This is a genomic window from Paracidovorax citrulli (genome assembly GCF_900100305.1).
Taxonomy (GTDB): domain Bacteria; phylum Pseudomonadota; class Gammaproteobacteria; order Burkholderiales; family Burkholderiaceae_C; genus Paracidovorax; species Paracidovorax citrulli.
Window position 1 is genome coordinate 33,984 of record NZ_FNEY01000035.1, and the last position, 17,933, is coordinate 51,916.

The window sequence follows — 17,933 nt, forward strand, 5'->3', positions numbered from 1 at the left end:
CAGCGCCCGTGCGCCGGCATCCCCCGGCACGGGGGGAAGCCAGTTCCGGGAATTTGCCGTCCAGCTCCGCAACGTCAGCGTTTCCACCGCAAAGCCGCTGGCGACTGTGGCGGAGGAACTGCATGCCCCGCTGCTGGCGCTGCGCGACGAGGTGCTGCGGGCGCTGCCGTGGGCAGATTTTGCGGCGGCAGAGGTCCGGCCTCGCCAATAATCCACGGTCGAGTTCCGGTCCGCCGCGTGTACTGTCCCGCCACGGCCCACACTTGTCCACCATGGAATCACTGGCGGCGGAACCAGGGAAAACCCTTGCACCCCCCCTGTTTCCAGGCAGTCCGCCGCAGGCTTTGCTGATTTGGGCTACTGCGCCGGCACCACGTGACTGGACACTCTTCGCTGCGACCGCCGTGGGCGGCTGCTCGGCATCCCCCGGATGCGCGCGCCGGCCCGGCTTTTTCGCAGGCCGCCGCGCGTTCGCGGCGCCCCGCCTGCATACCCCCATGCTCCCGACAGGAGAACTGAATGAAACGAACGAACCAAGAGAACATCGACCGATATCCCGCATCCCTGCGGGTGCTGCACTGGGTGCGCGCCATCCTGATCCTGGGCCTCCTCTGGGCAGGCTGGCACATGACAGGACTCGATGACGAGGCCATGCCGAAGTTCGAGTTCTACTATCCGTGGCACAAGTCCTTCGGACTGCTGGCTCTCCTGGTCGTGCTGGTGCAGATCGGCATCCGGCTGCGCACGCCGCGGCTGCCGGAGCCGCCGGAAACCCTGGCCGGGTACGAGCAGGTGCTGTCGAAACTCGTGCACCGCGCGCTGTACGCCCTCCTGGTCATCGTGCCCCTGATGGGCTATTCGATGTCGAGCACGTTCACCATGAGCGACGGCGTGTTCTTCTTCGGCGTCAATCTTCCGGAACTCCTTCCGAAGAACGACAACTGGTTCCTCGTCTTCCAGTGGCTGCACAAGGTGCTCGCCTATACCCTGCTCGGTCTGATCGCGCTGCATGTCGTGGGCGCCATCAAGCACCGGCTCTTCGACCGCGATCCGCGCAGCGACGTCCTGCGCCGCATGCTCTGAGCGCGAACCTCGCCGGCGGGCGGGGGTGTCAGAACGTCGCCGTGAGCATCAGCTTGAAATAGCGATTCGCCGATGCGCTCCGGTTCTGGTTGCCGCCGTTCGCCTCGTACTTCCGGGGCTTGTAGAGCCCGACGATCGGGGAGAACATGAGGTGGTCCGTGATGGCCCAGTCCAGGTAGAGGGCCAGCTCCTGCGCGTCGAGGTTCGAGACAGCCCGGTCCGCCAACGTCCGGAAGTCGAAGAACATGAGCGTGGCGGTCAGCGCTTCGCCGGGCCGCACCGTCAGCGCCACGTCGTTGATCCGGGTGTTGAAGTTGTACGAGAACGCGTAGTTCGACGCGACCTCGCCCTGGTACCGGCCGCGGAAGCCGCCCTGGAACAGCGAGTCGAAGTCCTTGGAATAGCGTGTATGCCGAAAGCTCAGCGACGGCTTCCAGGCCATCTGCGAGAAGGTGTACGCGGCCTCGGCATACCATGCGCTGTCCGTGCGGGACCGCTTCTTCTGGTAGGCATACTCGACAGCGAAGTCGGCACCTTCGATGCCGGCACCACCCTCCGCGCGGAGGCTGAAGACCTTCATGCCCTTGCGCTCCAGCCGCGAGGGAGCGATGGCGTACCGCTCATCGACATCCAGCACATGCACATGGGTCAGGCCGGTCGTCCCCGCCGATCCCGTGTAGTCCAGGGTCGCCGCGGCCAGTTCGGTGTTGGCCTGCAGCCGCGTGTCCGACCGGAGCCACATGGCGCTTCCGTGCAGGCCCTCGCTTCCTCCCAGTCGCAGCACGGCCGTGCGGGCGAATGACAGGCGCTGGCCGAAATAGTAGGCGCCGCCGCGGTCGTAGCGGCCTTCTTCCAGGCCCAGGCCGGGGTTGACGCCGTCATCGTTGATCAGGAAGCCCGAGCCCGCCTTCACGACCTGGCGGCCAGCGGAAACGTCGATGCCGTCGGCCCCCAGCGCGGGAAACAGGTCCCCCGATTTCCAGCCGGCATACGCCTCTTCCACCGCGGTGCGGCGTTCATGCCCCGTGGTGAATCCCCCCGGATCGCCGTCGCCCCAGGTGGCGGAGCTGAGAAGGCCGAAGGCCCCGTACAGCGAGCCGCCGCCGACCCGGCCGGTGGCGCCGCTCACGCCGTATTTGGCGAAGCCCTCCTGCCACTGGAATCCACCAGGGCGGCCGATGTAGTTGCGCCCGGAATGGAAGAGCCCATAGCCGGCCTTCAACTCCGCGTTCAGGTGGCTTTCACCCTCCTTGTAGAGTTCCAATGCCTGCGCCTGGGGCGCCAGTGCGCACAGCGCGGCGACGGAAAACAAGGGGGAGCAGATGGTCGAGCGCATGGGGTCTCCTGAGTGGGATGGGGACGCCCCGTGCTGCCGCGCGATGCCGATGCGATGCGGCACCGATGCGATGCGACGGCACTTCGCCGATGCGGGCAGCCCATGGGGCGAGCGCGAGTGTTCCGTCCCACGCAACGGATGCGGTAGCCCGAATCAGCAACTGCAAAGGGCCCGGCCCTCTCCCCCGAGGGTGTTCCCCAACCCGCCATGGCGGTTGCCGTTTTGGGCTAACGCCTGCCGGAAGCGAGTTCCTATTCTCGCCAGGCATCACGACACCCATGCCCGCCATGATCCATACGCCTTCCTCGTCGCCGTCCCGCCGCAGGCTATGCCTTCTGACGCTCTTCGCCTGCGGCGCCCTGCCGTCGGTGGCGGCCGCGCACCACTCGTTCGCGATCTTCGACCAGACCCAGACGAAGAAGATCAAGGGTGTCGTCGCCCGGTTCGCGTGGACCAACCCCCACGTGACCCTCTACATCGACGTCCCCGGGCAGCCGCCCCGGCGATACAAGATCGAAACCGGCAGCGTCAATGCGCTGAAACGCGTCGGCTGGAAATCGGACTCGATCAAGGAAGGCGAGAGCGCCGAAGTCTCCTTCCACCCGCTCAAGAGCGGAGACCCCGGCGGCCTGCTCATCGAGATCCAGGTGGCCGCCGGCACGCTGGCGGGCGGCGGCTGAGGCAAGGCCGTGCCCCGCCCCAAGATGGAGAACCCCCGATATGCAACCGAAACGAAGCGTGATCGCGGCAGCGACCGTCCTGGCGCTGCTGGCGATCGCCACCGGAACGTACCTCAAGGTCAGCCGGGACGGAGAAGCGGCGCGCGCCGGCATCAGCGGCACCTGGGAGAGGACGCCCGACGGCTGGTTCGGCGAGAACCCGGACGATCCGGTCCATCCGGGTGGACCGATGGACCTCAAGGCGCCGTATGCCCGGGCCTACGCCGAGTTGAAGCAGAAGCAGGCCGCGGCGAACGCGGCGGGAACGCCGCTGGCCACCACGAGCGCCAAATGCCTGCCCGAGGGCATGCCGACCATGATGGCCGCGCTCTTTCCGATCCAGATCATCCATGACGACAGGCAGGTCGTCGTCCTCGGCGAATACCTCCAGCAGGTGCGGCGGATTCTCCTGGACCAGCCCATGCCCGCCGTGGAGGACATGGACCCCACCTACCAAGGCTACTCGCGCGGCCGCTGGGAAGGCGGCGAGCTCGTCGTGGAAACCCGGGGCGTCCGCACGGACGTGACCTTCTACAACGTGCCGCACGGCAAGGACATGAAGATCACGGAACGCTTCACGCTGCGCGGCCCGGACCACCTGCAGAACCATGTCCTGATCGAAGACCCCGAAGTGCTCGCTGCGCCGTACCGGTTCACCTTCGAATACAAGCGGTCGGACTACCAGATCCAGGAGTACGTCTGCGAGAACAACCAGATCGTGATCGACAAGGAGGGCAAGGCGTCCCTCAGCCGCGATTGAAGCCATGCGGATCCATCCACTCCTTCTTGCGCTGGCCCTCGTGTCCAACGCGTCCGCGGAGGTGCCGCGCATGCCCGCCGCGGTGCAGATTCCCTCTTCCGGGAAGCCGGCCCTGTCGTCGGCGCAGCGGCAGGGAACGGAGTACAGCGACCTCGCCAGGCACGGCTACGTCGAAGAGGAGTATTACCTCCAGGGCATCGCGCCGGCCATCACGGCAGCCGGGGAAACCCTTTTCCAGGCGCCCTACACCACGCGCATCCTCGTGCGCAAGCCGGCCGATCCGGCACGCTTCAACGGCACCGTGGTCATCGAGCCGTTCAGCTGGTTCGGCGAGCGCGGCGCTGGATGGATCCTCACGCGCGACTACCTGCTGCGCCGGGGGTATGCCTACGTCGGCTATACGCTGAACATCAACCAGCCCGCTGCCGATCCCAAGTTCATCTCGGAGACACCCGCCGCCGAAGCCGAGGCCATCGCGAGGTACGGAAAGATCGTGAACTTCGAATTCATGCGCCGCATGGACTATGCCCGCTACGCGCCGCTGGGCACCTACTACGACCCGGTGCGCTTCACCCGCGGCGGCGCGCCCGACCCGTTCGTTCCGCAATCGCAGGGCATCGCCGCCCAGCTCGCCCTCCTGCTGAAGACCCGGGCTCCGCGGGGCCCGGTGGGTGGCCTGAACGTGCGCCGCATCTACGTCAACAGCTGGGCCGTGACGGCGCAGGTCTGGATGGACTACCTCGACCAGGGCCGGCACCAGCAATGGCGCATGCCCGACGGGCGTCCGCTCATCGATGCATACATGACCGGCCGCATGGCCTACGGCGAGGTGGGCGGCGATGCCGTCCGGGTGCCGCGGAAGATGCCCGACCGCGCGCCTTTCGTGACCATCTACAGCCAGTCCGAGCTCATGCACGACGCGATCGAGCAGATCCCGCTGCCGCAGGACACGGACCGCCCGCGGCTTCGCTACTACGAGGTGACCGGCATGCCCCACCTGCGCCTGGCCGACCTGGGCACCGAACATACCGAATTGCTTCCGGCGGACGTCGGCAAAGGCGACGATCCGCGTTGCCGCACGCTGTACGACGAACCGGTGGAACTGATCGCCTCGGCCCTCCTGGACGGAATGGATCGCTGGGTCCGCGAGGACAGGCCCATGCCCAGGGCACCACGGGTGGCGCGCGAAGGCAAGGCCGCGGCCCGCGATGCCGGGACCGGCAACATGCAGGGAGGCGTGCGGCCGCCCTGGATCCGGGTGCCGAGCGCCGCCTACCTGACCGAACAGGAAACGGGCTGCGGCCTGGTCTACGACACCAAGCTTCCGTATCCGCAGGCAGAGCTGCGCAGGCGCTATGGGAACTTCGGCAACTATGAACGGCAGTTCAACGAAGCCAGGCATCTGTCGGTCAGGGAAGGGTATCTGCTTCCGGAGGACGCGGCGCGCCTGCGGCCGGTCGCGACGCCCGGTGATTTCTAGCCACGCTTTGCGGAGGACCATCCGATGTCATCAGCACACTTCATCGCCTGGCTCTACGAGTCCGCGTTGAGCACGACGATCAGGGACGTCCTCTGGATCGTTCCACTGGTCCAGAGCATCCACATCCTGGCCATCGCGGTGCTCCTCGGCGCCGCGCTGGTCTCCGACCTGCGCCTGGCCGGCCTCCTGGCCACGGACGAGCCCGCGGGAGACATCGTGCGCCGGTATGTCCCGTGGATGCGCAATGCGCTGATCGTCCTGCTCGCGACCGGACTGATCATGACCATCGGCGAGCCGGACCGGGTCCTCAGGAACATGACGTTCTGGCTCAAGATGGCCCTGGTCGTGGGCGCGTTCTCGCTGACCTGGCTCGTACGGCGCCCCCTGCTGCACCGCACCGCGGGCGTACCGGGCGCGCCGGCGCCCTCCTCCGCCTGGCCGCTCGCGTGGCTGTCGATCGCGCTGTGGTGCACCGTGATCTTCTTCGGCCGCTGGATCGCCTACACGATCTAGTCCGTCCTCCCCAAGCTTTCCCCACTCCCGCCATGGAACTTCAATCGACGCTGCAGGCCATCCAGGACACCCGCCTGGCCGCACTGATCCGCGAATCCGGCTCGGCTTTCCCGGCCCTGGAATCGCTGCACGTGATCGGCATCGCCCTCGTGTTCGGCACGATCCTGATCGTGGACCTGCGGCTCCTCGGTCGCGCGTCCCACCGCCGGAGCGCGCATCGGCTCATCCAGGAACTGCTGCCGTACACCTGGATGGCCTTCGCGGTCTGCGTGCTCACGGGCGTGCTCATGTTCATTTCCAACGCCACCGGCTACGTGGAAAACCGGCTTTTCTGGTGGAAGATGGGAGTGATCGCGCTGGCGGGCGTGAACATGGGCATCTTCCACGGGGGCGCCTACCGCCGCATCCATGAGTGGGACACCTCGCCGACACCCCCCGGCCCCGCGCGCCTGGCGGGCTTCAGCTCCATGGCGCTGTGGACGGGCGTGGTCGTCCTCGGCCGCTGGATCGGCTTCGTCTGATTCCCCGCGGGACGGCGGAAACGGCATGCGGAACATCGGTCTGGCGCTGCTGCTGGGCAGCACGGGCGCCCCGGCGCAGGAAGGGCCTGCCCCCGCGCCCACCCTGGGCACGGTGGAAGTCCGGGCCGAGCGCGCGGCGCCCGGCAGCTCGCTGGGGCTGGACATCCCGCAGGACGTGGGCTCCCGCCTGGGCCTCACGCCCCGCGAGACTCCCGCCAGCGTCAGCGCCATGGACGCGGAGGACATCGCCGGCCGCGACCTCACCCGCGCCCAGGATGTCGCCACGCGCATGCCGGGCATCACCGAATCGCCGGCGCCGGGCAATGGCGGCACATCGCTGTCCGCACGGGGCTTCGTGGGGCACAACTCCGTCGCCCAGCTGATCGACGGAACGCGTCTGGCCGTCGCCGCGGGCACCGTGACCTACCCGTTCTCCACCTGGCCGCTGGCCTCGGTCGAAGTCCTGCGCGGGCCCGCGTCGGTGCTGTACGGCGACGGGGCCATCGGCGCGGCGGTGAACTACGTCACGCGCAAGCCCGCCTGGAACCGGACGCACCGCGAGGCATTCCTGACAGCGGGCTCGCATGGGCAACGGCAGGGCGGCGTCGGCTTGCGCGGCCCCGTCAACGACGCCGCCGCCTACTCGGTCTATCTCGACGCCGCCGGCGGCGACGGCTACCGGGCACTGGAGGAAGTGGAGCGCCGCAACTACGCGCTGGCACTGTCCGTCAGGCCCGCGTCCGGACTGGCGGCCACCTTCTCGCTGGACGGCGGAATGAACGACGATGCGCGCTACTTCGGTACACCGCTGCGCGGCGGAAGCTTCGACGACCGGGTACGACGCATCAACTACAACGTTTCGGACGCGGTCGTGCGCTACGACGACCGGCTCTGGCGCGCGAAGGTGGAATACCGTGCCGGCCCGGACGTGCGGCTGCGCAACGAGACCTACCACGCGACCTCGGAGCGCCACTGGCGCAACGCCGAATCCTATGGCTTCGACCGCACCGGCGGCTCCGTCATCCGCTCGGACTACCTGGAGATCCTGCACGACCTGCAGCAGACCGGCAACCGGCTGGACGTGAGCATCGACGGCTCGGTCGCCGGCCTTCCGAACCGCTTCGTCGCCGGCGTGGACTGGCACCGCACCAGGCTCCTGCACACCAACAATGCACCCTACCGCGGGGCCAGTGCGGTCGATCCCTACGCCTTCGACCCCGGCGTCTTCGACAGCCCCGACCCCACCAAGCCCGGGCGGCAGGCCCGGCTGCGGACGACCGCGCTCTACGCCGAGAACGCCCTGGACCTGGCCCCGCGATGGAAGCTGGTGGGCGGACTGCGCCACGAGCGCACCAGGCTCGATGACGACAACCTGCGAACGGCCGTGCGCCAGCGCAAATCCTACGCCCCCACGACGGGCCGGATCGGCCTGGTGTGGACGGCCAGCGAGACCCTGTCTTTCTACGGCCAGTACGCCACCGGCACCGATCCGCTGAGCGGCGCGCTGTCCCTGCCCGGCGGCGGCACGGTCTTCGACCTGACCCGCGGGCGGCAGGCCGAGGTGGGCGCCAAAGGCCTGCTGCCCGCCATCCGCGGCGAGTGGACCGCCGCGGCTTACCGGATCGACAAACGCCACCTGCTCTCGCGCGATCCCGACGAGCCGGGCGTCGTCCGGCAGGTCGGGCACCAGTCCTCCACCGGGCTCGAACTGGCGTTCGCCGCGGAACCGGTGTCCGGCTGGACCGTGGACGCCAATGCCGCATGGCTGCGGGCCCGCTATGAGGACTTCGACGAGGCGAGCGGCGGCACGGCGGTATCGCGACGCGGGAACGTGCCGGTCGGCGTGCCGGAGCGCACGGCCCATCTCTGGACCACCTACCGCCTCGCCCCCCGATGGCGTGCCGGCGCGGGACTGCGCTATGTCGGTGCGCGGTTCACCAACGCGGCGAACTCGGGCCGGTTGCCCGGCTACACCGTGGCCGATGCTTCGCTGGCGTACGAGCATTCCTCCGCGCTGCGGCTCATGCTGTCGGTACGGAACCTGGCCGATCGCACGTATCCGGTGTCCGGCTCCGGTTCGACCTGGCTGCTGGGAGCGCCGAGGACCGTGCAACTGACCCTCCGCGCGACGTTCTGACCCGCCGTGGCACCCGCCTCCCTCAAGCCAGGCCTGGCCTGGCTGCACAAATGGCTCGGCATTCCGCTGGCGCTGCTCTTCTCCATGTGGTTCGCCAGCGGCGTGGTCCTGTACTTCGTACCGTTCCCGACGCTCACCGAGCACGAGCGCCTCGCCGCCCTGCCCGCGCTGGAAGCTTGCCCGATGGCTGCCTGGATGTGGCCGAGGCCGCCCGGCGGGCGCAACTGGAAGTGCGGCAGGCCCGGCTGGGCATGTGGGGAGAGCGGGCCGTGTGGCGCGTCCTGGCCACGCCGGCCGGCAATCCGCACCGGCCGCCGGCCTGGCATGCCCTGGATGCCGCCACCGGGGAGATCCTTGCGCCGCTGGATCCCGCGCAAGCCATGCGCCTGGCCGAACGGTTCAGTGGACGCGTGGCCACCGCCATCGAGCCGCTGGACCGCGACCAATGGACCGTGCCCCAGGGGCTGGATGCCTACCGCCCCCTGTACAGGATCAGCCTCGGGGCGGGCCCCGGAGGCGACGACGGCCTGCAACTGTACGTCTCCCCCGCGCGGCGGAGGTGGTGCGCGACACGCGGCGATCCGAACGCTTCTGGAACTGGCTGGGCGCGGTGCCGCACTGGATCTATCCGACGGCGCTCCGGCAGTTCCCGCAGGCCTGGAACCAGGTGGTGGTCTGGCTGTCGATCCCGGGCGTCGTGGTCGCGGCCACCGGGCTGGCGCTCGGCATCTGGCAGCTCTTCGCGCACCGCTCGCGCTGGATTCCCTACCGCAAGTTCTGGATGCGCTGGCACCACCTGCTGGGCCTGTGCGCCGGCGTCGCCACGCTCACGTGGATATTGTCGGGGCTGCTGTCCATGAACCCCTTCGGCGTCTTCGGCGACGGGGCCCCGGAGACCGAAGAGCGCCGGCGCTGGCAGGGGGCGGCCGCAACGCCGGTGCATCCTGTGGCTTCCGCCTTGGCGGATAGCCGGCGCAAGGGCCTGCGGGCCGTCGAACTGGAACTGGTCGTGGTCGGCGGACAGTCCTGGTACAGGCTGCGCGAAGCCGGCCGCGGCTGGCTGATCCGCGCGGATGCCGCGGGCGCGGGCGAAGTGGTGGAGCGCCTGCCCGCCTCCCTGATGGCCAGCACGCTGTCCGGCCTGCGCCGGCACCCGCCCGTCCGGCTCGAACGCCTCACCTCTTACGACGGGCTCTACTACGCCCGCCATCCATTGGCACCGGAGACGCGCTGGCTGCGGCCATTGCCGGTATGGCGCGCCACCTGGGCCGATGGCACCGCGGCCTACGCCGACCCGGGCAGCGGCCGCATCCTGCTGCGCGCGGACCCACGCCGGCAGTGGCAGCGCGTGCTCTACAACGGCCTGCACAGCCTGGACTTCGCCCCCCTGCTGGCCCGGCCGATGCTGCGCGACGCCCTGGTCCTCGGCCTGTCGGCAGCGGGCTTCCTGACGAGCGTGACCGCTTGCGTGCTGGCCTGGCGCGCACTGTCGCGCGGCAGGCGAACGCGGGTGCCCGCGAGGCCTTCCCCTGGGCCAGGGGACTGAAGCGAACCCGCCCGTCCGCGGGACTCGCGCCCCGGGGCGACCGGCGGGGCTTCCTGAAGAGGGAAAAGCTCACGCAGGATAATCGCCCATCGCATCGGATTCATCCGGCGGACGCCCCGGCTTCGGCCCGCCCGCCCAGCGCCATGGACAAAGGTATCAATTTGCAGAACGACAAAGAGCCATCGCCGATGGCCGAGGGGAACCCCGCCGATTTCTCCGCCCATACGCCCATGATGCAGCAGTATCTTGCCCTCAAGGCAGGCTACCCCGACACGCTGGTCTTCTACCGCATGGGCGATTTCTACGAGCTGTTCTGGGCCGACGCGGAGAAGGCCGCGCGCCTGCTGGACATCACGCTCACGCAGCGCGGCCAGTCCGCGGGGCAGCCGGTGGTGATGGCGGGCGTGCCCTTTCACGCGCTGGAGAACTACCTGGGCCGGCTGATCCGCATGGGCGAGTCGGTGGCGATCTGCGAGCAGGTGGGCGAGGTGGGCGCGGCCAAGGGGCCGGTGGAGCGCAAGGTGGTGCGCGTGGTCACGCCCGGCACGCTCACCGACAGCGAACTGCTGCCCGACAAGGCCGAATCCATGCTGCTGGCCGTGCACCAGGCGCCCCGTGCGCGCTGCGGGCTGGCGTGGCTCAGCGTCACCCAGGGCGTGGTGCACCTGGCCGAATGCACGCACGACGAAGTCGGCACCTGGATCGCGCGCATCGGCCCGAGCGAGGTGATCTACAGCGCCGGCGTGACCGAGCGCTTCGAGCAGCAGTTGCAGGCACTGCGCCAGGGCGGCGTGCTGTCCTGCCCCCTGAGCCTGCGGCCCGACTGGCAGTTCGACGGCGCCCTGGGCGCGCGCAAGCTGCTGGAACAGCTCGGTGCCGCCAGCCTCAACGCCTGGGACGCGCAGGACCTCGCCCATGCCCATGCCGCCAGTGCCGCCCTGCTCTCCTATGCCGAGCACACGCAGGGCCGCGCGCTCACGCACATCCACGCGGTGCGCGTGCAGAAGAACGACGAACTGATCGCCCTGCCCCCTGCCACGCGCCGCAACCTGGAACTCACGCGCACCCTGCGCGGCGAGGATGCGCCCACCCTTTTCTCGCTGCTGGACACCTGCATGACCGGCATGGGCAGCCGCCTGCTCAAGACCTGGCTGCTGGAGCCGCGCCGCGACCGCACCGAGGCGCGTGCACGGCTGGCGGCCACGGCGGAACTGCGCGGCGACCACGGCGGCACGGGCAGCTGGCAGGCCCTGCGCGCCGCGCTGCGCGGCGTGAGCGACGTGGAGCGCATCACCGCGCGCATCGCGCTGCGGCAGGTGCGCCCGCGCGAACTCGTCGCGCTCTGCAAGACCCTGCACAAGGCCGAACAGATCGCCGCGGAGCACCGCTGGCAGGACCCCCTGCTGGCCGGCATCTCCGGGGACCTGCACGCACCGCCGGCCTGCGGCGCGCTGCTGGCCGGCGCGATCCTGGAGGAGCCCTCGGCCCTGGTGCGCGACGGCGGCGTGATCGCCGACGGCTTCGACGCCGAACTCGACGAACTGCGCGGCATCCAGAACCATTGCGACGACTTCCTGCTCGCGCTGGAAACGCGCGAGAAGGCCCGCACCCTGATCCCCAACCTGCGCGTGCAGTTCAACAAGGTGCACGGCTTCTACATCGAGGTCACGAGCAGCTACCTCGACCGCATTCCCGACGACTACCGCCGCCGCCAGACGCTGAAGAACGCCGAGCGCTTCATCACGCCCGAACTCAAAGCCTTCGAGGACAAGGCCCTGTCGGCCCAGGAGCGCGCGCTGGCGCGCGAGAAGTGGCTGTACGAGCAGGTGCTGGACCAGTTGCAGCAGCACGTGCCGGCGCTCACGCGCGCCGCCCAGGCCATCGCCGCGCTGGACGCGCTGTGCGCCCTGGCCGAGCGCTCGCTCACGCTGGGCTGGTGCGCGCCGCAGTTCGCGGCCGAGCCCTGCATCGAGATCGAGGGCGGCCGCCACCCGGTGGTGGAGGCACGCCTGGCGGAGACCTCGGCCGGCGCGTTCATCCCGAACCACACGCGCCTGAACGCCAACACGCGCATGCAGATCATCACCGGCCCCAACATGGGCGGTAAATCGACCTACATGCGGCAGGTGGCGCTCATCGTGCTGCTGGCGAGCATGGGCAGCCACGTGCCCGCCGCGCACTGCCGGCTGGGCCCGATCGATGCGATCCATACCCGCATCGGCGCGGCGGACGACCTCGCCAACGCCCAGTCCACCTTCATGATGGAGATGACCGAGGCCGCGCAGATCCTTCACGCCGCCACGCCGCATTCGCTGGTGCTGATGGACGAGATCGGCCGCGGCACGAGCACCTTCGACGGGCTGGCGCTGGCCAGCGGCATCGCGACCCACCTGCACGACCGCACGCGCGCCTTCACGCTGTTCGCCACGCACTATTTCGAACTGACGGAGCTGGCCGCGCGCCATGCGCACGCAGTGAACGTGCACGTGGGCGCCACCGAATCCGGCTCGGACATCGTGTTCCTGCACGAGATCCAGCCCGGCCCGGCCAGCCGGAGCTACGGCATCCACGTCGCGCGGCTCGCGGGCGTGCCCGCGCCGGTGCTGAACCATGCCCGGCATGCGCTCTCGGCACTGGAAGAGCGCGCCAACGAAGGCGAGACGCAGGTGGACCTGTTCGCCCCGCCGCCGGAATCCGAGGCGCCGGGCATCAGCCCGGTGGAAGCGGCGCTGCAGGGCATCCACCCCGACAGCCTGAGCCCGCGCGAGGCGCTGGACGCGCTCTACCAGCTCAAGCGGCTGGCGCAGCCGGGCTGATCCGCGCCCGGCGCGCGCCCGCGGCCGGCACGCCGGCCCCCCCGGCACCGTTGGAACGCCACGCCAGCCGGCCGCCCGCCGGCCCTGTCAGCCCAGGATATGGTGGCCCGCATCCACGTACAGCGTATTGCCGGTGATGGCCCGCGCACCGTCGCTGGCCAGGAAGGCGCACAGCGCGCCGATCTCCTCCAGCTCCACCAGGCGGCGCAGCGGTGCCCGCCGCACGGCATCCGCCATGAGCGTGTCGAAGTCGGGAATGCCGGAGGCCGCCCGCGTGGCCAGCGGCCCGGGGGAGACCGCGTTGACGCGGATCCCCTTCGGCCCCAGTTCCGCGGCCAGGTAGCGCGTGCCGGATTCCAGCGCTGCCTTCACCGGCCCCATCACGCCATAGCCGGGAATCACCTCGGCCGCGCCGACGTAGCTCATCGTCATCAGGCTGCCGCCCTGCGGCATCAGCGGCTCGGCCAGCCGGGCCATGCGCAGGAAGGAATGGCAGGAAATATCCATCGCCCGCGCGAAACCCTCGCGCGAGCTGTCGGTCACGCGCCCGGAAAGATCGCTGCGCGGCGCGAAGGCGATGGAATGCAGCACGAAATCCAGGCGCCCCCATTCGCGGGCGACGGCACCGAATACCGCCTCCATCTGGCCGGGCTGCTCCACGTCCAGCGGCAGCGTGATCGGCGCATCCACCTGCCGCGCCAGCGGCTCCACATACGCCCGGGCCTTGTCGTTGAGCCAGGTGACCGCCAGTTCCGCCCCCGCATCGCGGAAGGCGCGGGCACAGCCCCAGGCGATGCTCTGGTCATTGGCGATGCCGACGACCAATCCGCGCTTGCCGTGCAGGTCCAGTAAAGGCATGGGAACTCCCGGGTGGGCAGGTTGAGGAAAGGAAGAAAAGAGAGGAAAAGGAAGGCCAGCGCGGCCACCAAGGCTTGCGGAATGCTCCCCGGCCTCGCGGTATGCCGCGCTGTCGCGCCCAGGGGTTGCAGCCGCACGGGATGAATACCCACCATGGCCCTCTGCGACGATTGGGGCAATGTACGCAAAAGGCCTGCGAGCCCATTGACCCAGGTCAACGGCGCGGAAGTGCCTCGTTATCGGCGATCGTCATGCTCGGAAATTTCGTCATCGCACGGCCTCCCCTCTTGAAAACATTTCCCATTGCAGTTGAACCGGCTTCAGGTCGTATCCAACCTCGACTTCCGGCTCCAGGTTTTCACGGACAAAGGGCGTGGCTTCCTTGAGGAACCGGGCCACCGCTTCCCTTTCCTGTTGGGTTAGCGAAAGAAACGCCGGATTGGATTCTGGATTTTTCAGGTAAACGAGCAGGTCCCACATGAAGTACCCCCGGCCAGCCGTGTCCGTGCTCAGCGCGATTCTGCCCAGTGCCGGAAGCCAGTACCTCCAGCCGGCCACGTTCATGCAACCGATGGGATTCCAGCCCACACTGCCGAGATCCTCCCGGGTCAGCGACTGGTGGTCCCTGGACTGCAATAGCGCGTTGTGCTCGCAGAATTCTTCATCGACATTCAGGAAATCATTGAATGCCTGCGGACGCAGGCTTCCAGAAAATCCGTCCATCAGGACCAAAAGCGCAGCATTTTTGGATGTCCCTGTCATTACAGAACCGGCATGAAAATCAAATACCTCGCAAAAATCATATCTCGAACATATTCAAATTCAATCCCAAAAAAGTGAGCAGCCAATAATGAAATATACCAAATAGAACATTGGAACGAACAATGCAGAAGCGATGATTATTGATGCAATCTCGAATCCGCGCATTGCAAACAAACAACATGGCAGGGCGACCACAAAGACCAAAAAATCCTGTCACTCAGGTCAAGCCAAACAGCATGCGAGTAAGCGAGGTAAGACAGGCATATCGATGCAGCATATATTCCACAAAAACGGAGTAGCAGCCCGAAGATTTCGATCGTCCATTCGCTGAAATTTGACTTCATCAAAAGAAACTCATCACGAGGCAAATGCTGCCATCGCATAGCCAAAAATTAGAGTCATCAACAGCAGAAGTGGAACATTAAACAATTTCCTCATGTCACCGATATTAAAAACTCAACTTACTACTTCTCCAGCGTACTTCTACTCCATATCAAAACCTTGGAATCACCAAAGTAAACATAATTAACACTTCGATCAATTTCAAAATCGTGCAAAAATCTTCCCGGCACTTTTTTGCTAGCCATTGCCAGAACAATCTTCAAATATGCTCTGTCGCCTTCCACTCTGGACTCATAGGTCTTTGCACCCAACGCACTATGAAGAACCAGCCCACTCAAACGCAACCTTTCGGGGTCACCATCTATTAAACGAACCTCAAAATCTCCGACGTCCTTGTACTCAAGCACAGTCGCAGAGCAAGCCGATAAAATAAAAGAGATCAGTCCCATAAAAAATAAGCGTATAAATCTCATAAAGAACTGCCAAGTGAGTTTAGTGAAACACTACCTGAAGAGCGACCAAAAGAACCGAAGGACGCACTTGAAGTCCCGTTGGGCTTGGTTGCGAATTCACTTACCTTCCCTCCATTCGCATTAATAATCGAATTCTTTAGAGTACTCGGGTTACTGATGGGGCCAAGGTTCGAGTTCAAATTTTCACCCGTTGCAGTCTGCCAAGCATCTCTTGCAAAGCTCGAGCATGGAGCACCAAGCTTCCAGGCGTTTTCTTTCCTATTCTTGTAGTCTTCAATTTTCGCCATCAACTCCTTCTCTTGTTCATCGTTGATTCGCATAGATCGCGTGGCATCTGCATTACGGCCAATCTCTAAATTCTCGAAGAGCCCATTTCCTTGGCCCGTGGGATTATTCCCCCAAGTACCATAGGTAGTCGGATAACCGCCATCTGGAGCGTACGTTATCCATGAATGGCCAGACAACGGATTTCCATTGCCTGAAGATTGGATGGTCAATATTCCAGACAATCCCAGGGGGTCTATCCAGCTTATCGGGTTTCCCGGATAGGTGAACTTATTCAAGCCGCCAAGCAGCCCAATCGGATCCTGCGTCACATACTGCCCCAGCAGGGGGTCGTAGTACCGGAACCGGTTGTAGTGCAACCCTGTCTCCACATCGAGCTGCTGGCCCTGGAAACGGATGTCCTGGCCGATGCCGTGCGGGTCGTATTCCTCGCGCACGGCACCCCAGGCGTGGTAGGTCGCGGCCCAGGTGACCAGGCCCGCCTGCGGGCCGTTGGCGTCCACCAAGGCAATAGGCGTGCCCAGGTGATCGCACAGGAAATGGCGGATACGCGTCGAGTGGGCTTGCGTGGCGACCTGCTGTTGCCGGCGCACGGACTGCACCCCCGCAGCCAGCAATGCGCCGGCCTCATCGGGTAGGCCTGCCCGCAGGCGCGCCAGTAGTGCATCCCCCTGGGGGCCCGTGGCGTCGTGCAGGGCACGCTCAAGCAGTTCGCGCTGGGCTCGCGGCAGGCCCGCGAACAGGGCTGCGGCGGGGAATTCACCGCCATCCGGACCATCATTGGCGATGCTTCCACGGTTTTCTTCCATCACCAGCATGGCCTGCATGGCCGTGGGAATGGCCTGCTCGCGCTCCAGGCGCAGCAGCGGCGCGAAGGAGCCGGGCTCGTAGAGCACGTGCTGCAGCCCCTGCGGGCCTTCGTTGTGCACGAGGCGGTCGCCGTCCCAGCCGGCATAGGTGGTGGTCGCCGGTCCCGATGCAGGTGCGTTGCCGTTTCGGCTTCTGTTGCCGTGCCCGAAGACGGTCTTGGCCAGCCGCCGCCCGAAGGGGTCGTAGCGGTAGCAGGCCACCCGCTGCCAGGCGCCACCCGCTGCCTCGCGCTGCCAGACCTCGCGCAATTGGTGCAGCGCGTCGTAGCGCAGCCGCTGCGCCCGGCCGTCGGCGTGCAGCGCCTGCACCCGGTTGCCGAAGGCGTCGTAGCGGTAGCGGATCAGGATGCCGTTGCCGTTGCCGTTGCCGTTGCCGTTGCCGTTGCCGTCGCTGCCAGCGATGCTGGTGCCATCGGCATCCGGTTCGGGGGTGCTCCACCCGATGCGGTTGCCCGGCCAGCGCGTGACCGGGCCTGCACCTTCGCCGGGCCCGTCGCCCGCGCGCAGCAGGTCGAAGTCCGCATCGTGCAGGTTCTCGCGCACCTGCCGTGCCCAGCCCTGGCGCTCGCTCGCAGAAGACCCGGCCGCGCGCGCATCCAGGGACGCGGGCAGGCGGTTGCCCGCCGCGTCCAGCGCCCAGTGCGCTTGCACTTCCGGCGTACCCTGGCCCGCGCGGTGCAGCCCGCTCAGGCGCTGCCAGGCGTCGTAGCCGTAGCGCGTGGCTTCGCCCGGGGTCTGCACGCCGACCAGTTGGCCCAGCGGGTCGTACCAGTAGCGGCGCTGCGCGAGCGTGGACAGCGGGCCCAGGGCCGGGGCGATGCGGCCCGCGGCGGACGAAGGACCCGTTCCGAAGGCGTTGGCCGGGTCGGCAGGAACCACCGGCGTCGCATGGCGCAGGCCGCGCCAGTCCTGGTGCAGCATGCGGCCCATCGGGTCGAGCTGCCGCGCATGCACGATGGCGTGCAGGTCTTCGTTGTCTTTGCCTTCGAGCACGTGCAGCGTACGCCCCACCTCGCGGTGCAGCGCATCGCGCTCCCAGTCCACCAGCGGCTGGCCGTCCAGCAGCAGCCCGTGCACATGGCCCGAGCCGTAGGCCAGCCACTGCAGCGTGCCCAGGCCCTGCGCCTGAGTGGCCGTGCGCTGGCCCAGCGGGCCCAGCGTGTGGGTGATCGCGTGCTCGAACTCCACGGGCGGCTCGCCGCCGGCATGGGGCGCTTGCGGCTGGGTGGCCTGCCGGTACAGCGTCTGGGTCTCTCCACAGACACGCCCGAAGGCATCGCGCGCCAGGGCCACGCGGGCCTCGGGCTGCAGCCGCTGCGCCTGCAGCGCGGCTGCCAGCGGGGCCTGGGTCGGATCGCTGGGGCGGTCCAGCAGGGACAACAGTGCCTGCGTGTCCAGTGCCAGCCAGCGCTCGGCGAGGGGGATGGGTCGGT

Annotated in this window: 14 protein-coding genes; 9 read left to right on the forward strand and 5 right to left on the reverse strand. The window is 67.3% G+C overall.

The window, feature by feature from the left end; all coding sequences use genetic code 11:
* The first annotated feature begins 519 nt into the window (after positions 1 to 519).
* Entirely contained in the window at positions 520 to 1,083 is a 564-nt protein-coding gene (locus BLR99_RS19070) for a cytochrome b (protein WP_011795183.1), read from the forward strand.
* Between the two features lie 28 nt (positions 1,084 to 1,111).
* Here the strand turns inward: BLR99_RS19070 and BLR99_RS19075 are convergent, their stop codons facing one another.
* Positions 1,112 to 2,419, reverse strand: a complete 1,308-nt coding sequence (locus BLR99_RS19075) for an alginate export family protein (RefSeq protein WP_011795182.1) — start codon at positions 2,417 to 2,419, stop codon at positions 1,112 to 1,114.
* 287 nt (positions 2,420 to 2,706) lie between these two features.
* On the opposite strand from BLR99_RS19075, the gene BLR99_RS19080 reads away from it, so the two are divergent.
* From BLR99_RS19080 to mutS, 8 genes are all read left to right on the forward strand, one after another.
* Entirely contained in the window at positions 2,707 to 3,099 is a 393-nt protein-coding gene (locus BLR99_RS19080) for a DUF6152 family protein (protein WP_041827947.1), read from the forward strand.
* A gap of 40 nt (positions 3,100 to 3,139) precedes the next feature.
* On the forward strand, positions 3,140 to 3,898 hold the full coding sequence (locus BLR99_RS19085; RefSeq protein ID WP_011795180.1) for a hypothetical protein: 759 nt from the start codon (positions 3,140 to 3,142) through the stop codon (positions 3,896 to 3,898).
* 4 nt (positions 3,899 to 3,902) lie between these two features.
* Positions 3,903 to 5,378, forward strand: a complete 1,476-nt coding sequence (locus BLR99_RS19090) for an alpha/beta hydrolase domain-containing protein (RefSeq protein WP_011795179.1) — start codon at positions 3,903 to 3,905, stop codon at positions 5,376 to 5,378.
* A gap of 24 nt (positions 5,379 to 5,402) precedes the next feature.
* The gene (locus tag BLR99_RS19095; protein WP_011795178.1) at positions 5,403 to 5,891 is read left to right on the forward strand and encodes a DUF6644 family protein; all 489 of its coding nucleotides are present in this window, start codon (positions 5,403 to 5,405) and stop codon (positions 5,889 to 5,891) included.
* Between the two features lie 32 nt (positions 5,892 to 5,923).
* Positions 5,924 to 6,412 (forward strand): DUF6644 family protein, encoded by a 489-nt coding sequence (locus BLR99_RS19100; RefSeq protein WP_011795177.1) that lies wholly within the window; start codon positions 5,924 to 5,926, stop codon positions 6,410 to 6,412.
* A gap of 25 nt (positions 6,413 to 6,437) precedes the next feature.
* Positions 6,438 to 8,549: a TonB-dependent receptor gene (locus tag BLR99_RS19105; RefSeq protein ID WP_011795176.1), complete on the forward strand. Its 2,112-nt coding sequence runs from the start codon at positions 6,438 to 6,440 to the stop codon at positions 8,547 to 8,549.
* 559 nt (positions 8,550 to 9,108) lie between these two features.
* Positions 9,109 to 10,095, forward strand: coding sequence for a hypothetical protein (locus BLR99_RS23295; RefSeq protein WP_017439393.1), 987 nt, complete (start codon positions 9,109 to 9,111; stop codon positions 10,093 to 10,095).
* Between the two features lie 188 nt (positions 10,096 to 10,283).
* Positions 10,284 to 12,911 carry a DNA mismatch repair protein MutS gene (mutS, locus tag BLR99_RS19115; protein ID WP_041827945.1) on the forward strand — a complete coding sequence of 876 codons (2,628 nt, stop codon included), beginning with the start codon at positions 10,284 to 10,286 and terminating at the stop codon, positions 12,909 to 12,911.
* An 87-nt stretch (positions 12,912 to 12,998) separates the two neighbouring features.
* Here mutS and fabI read toward each other — a convergent pair whose 3' ends face one another.
* From fabI to BLR99_RS19130, 4 genes are all read right to left on the reverse strand, one after another.
* Positions 12,999 to 13,769 (reverse strand): enoyl-ACP reductase FabI, encoded by a 771-nt coding sequence (gene fabI, locus BLR99_RS19120; RefSeq protein ID WP_011795174.1) that lies wholly within the window; start codon positions 13,767 to 13,769, stop codon positions 12,999 to 13,001.
* Positions 13,770 to 14,036: 267 nt separating this feature from the next.
* Positions 14,037 to 14,531: a DUF6714 family protein gene (locus BLR99_RS19125; RefSeq protein WP_011795173.1), complete on the reverse strand. Its 495-nt coding sequence runs from the start codon at positions 14,529 to 14,531 to the stop codon at positions 14,037 to 14,039.
* A gap of 464 nt (positions 14,532 to 14,995) precedes the next feature.
* Entirely contained in the window at positions 14,996 to 15,322 is a 327-nt protein-coding gene (locus tag BLR99_RS22790) for a hypothetical protein (protein ID WP_133246169.1), read from the reverse strand.
* 20 nt (positions 15,323 to 15,342) lie between these two features.
* On the reverse strand, positions 15,343 to 17,933 hold a 2,591-nt coding region (locus BLR99_RS19130), incomplete at its 5' end, for an RHS repeat-associated core domain-containing protein (protein WP_139160181.1).

Bases quoted from the DNA above. Each gene is read 5' to 3' on its own strand.
- BLR99_RS19095 (WP_011795178.1), top strand. From the start codon at position 5,403: ATGTCATCAGCACACTTCATCGCCTGGCTCTACGAGTCCGCGTTGAGC.
- mutS (WP_041827945.1), top strand. From the start codon at position 10,284: ATGGCCGAGGGGAACCCCGCCGATTTCTCCGCCCATACGCCCATGATG.
- BLR99_RS19090 (WP_011795179.1), top strand. From the start codon at position 3,903: ATGCGGATCCATCCACTCCTTCTTGCGCTGGCCCTCGTGTCCAACGCG.
- BLR99_RS19080 (WP_041827947.1), top strand. From the start codon at position 2,707: ATGATCCATACGCCTTCCTCGTCGCCGTCCCGCCGCAGGCTATGCCTT.
- BLR99_RS19075 (WP_011795182.1), bottom strand. From the start codon at position 2,419: ATGCGCTCGACCATCTGCTCCCCCTTGTTTTCCGTCGCCGCGCTGTGC.
- BLR99_RS19085 (WP_011795180.1), top strand. From the start codon at position 3,140: ATGCAACCGAAACGAAGCGTGATCGCGGCAGCGACCGTCCTGGCGCTG.
- BLR99_RS19105 (WP_011795176.1), top strand. From the start codon at position 6,438: ATGCGGAACATCGGTCTGGCGCTGCTGCTGGGCAGCACGGGCGCCCCG.
- BLR99_RS19070 (WP_011795183.1), top strand. From the start codon at position 520: ATGAAACGAACGAACCAAGAGAACATCGACCGATATCCCGCATCCCTG.
- fabI (WP_011795174.1), bottom strand. From the start codon at position 13,769: ATGCCTTTACTGGACCTGCACGGCAAGCGCGGATTGGTCGTCGGCATC.
- BLR99_RS19100 (WP_011795177.1), top strand. From the start codon at position 5,924: ATGGAACTTCAATCGACGCTGCAGGCCATCCAGGACACCCGCCTGGCC.
- BLR99_RS22790 (WP_133246169.1), bottom strand. From the start codon at position 15,322: ATGGGACTGATCTCTTTTATTTTATCGGCTTGCTCTGCGACTGTGCTT.
- BLR99_RS19125 (WP_011795173.1), bottom strand. From the start codon at position 14,531: ATGACAGGGACATCCAAAAATGCTGCGCTTTTGGTCCTGATGGACGGA.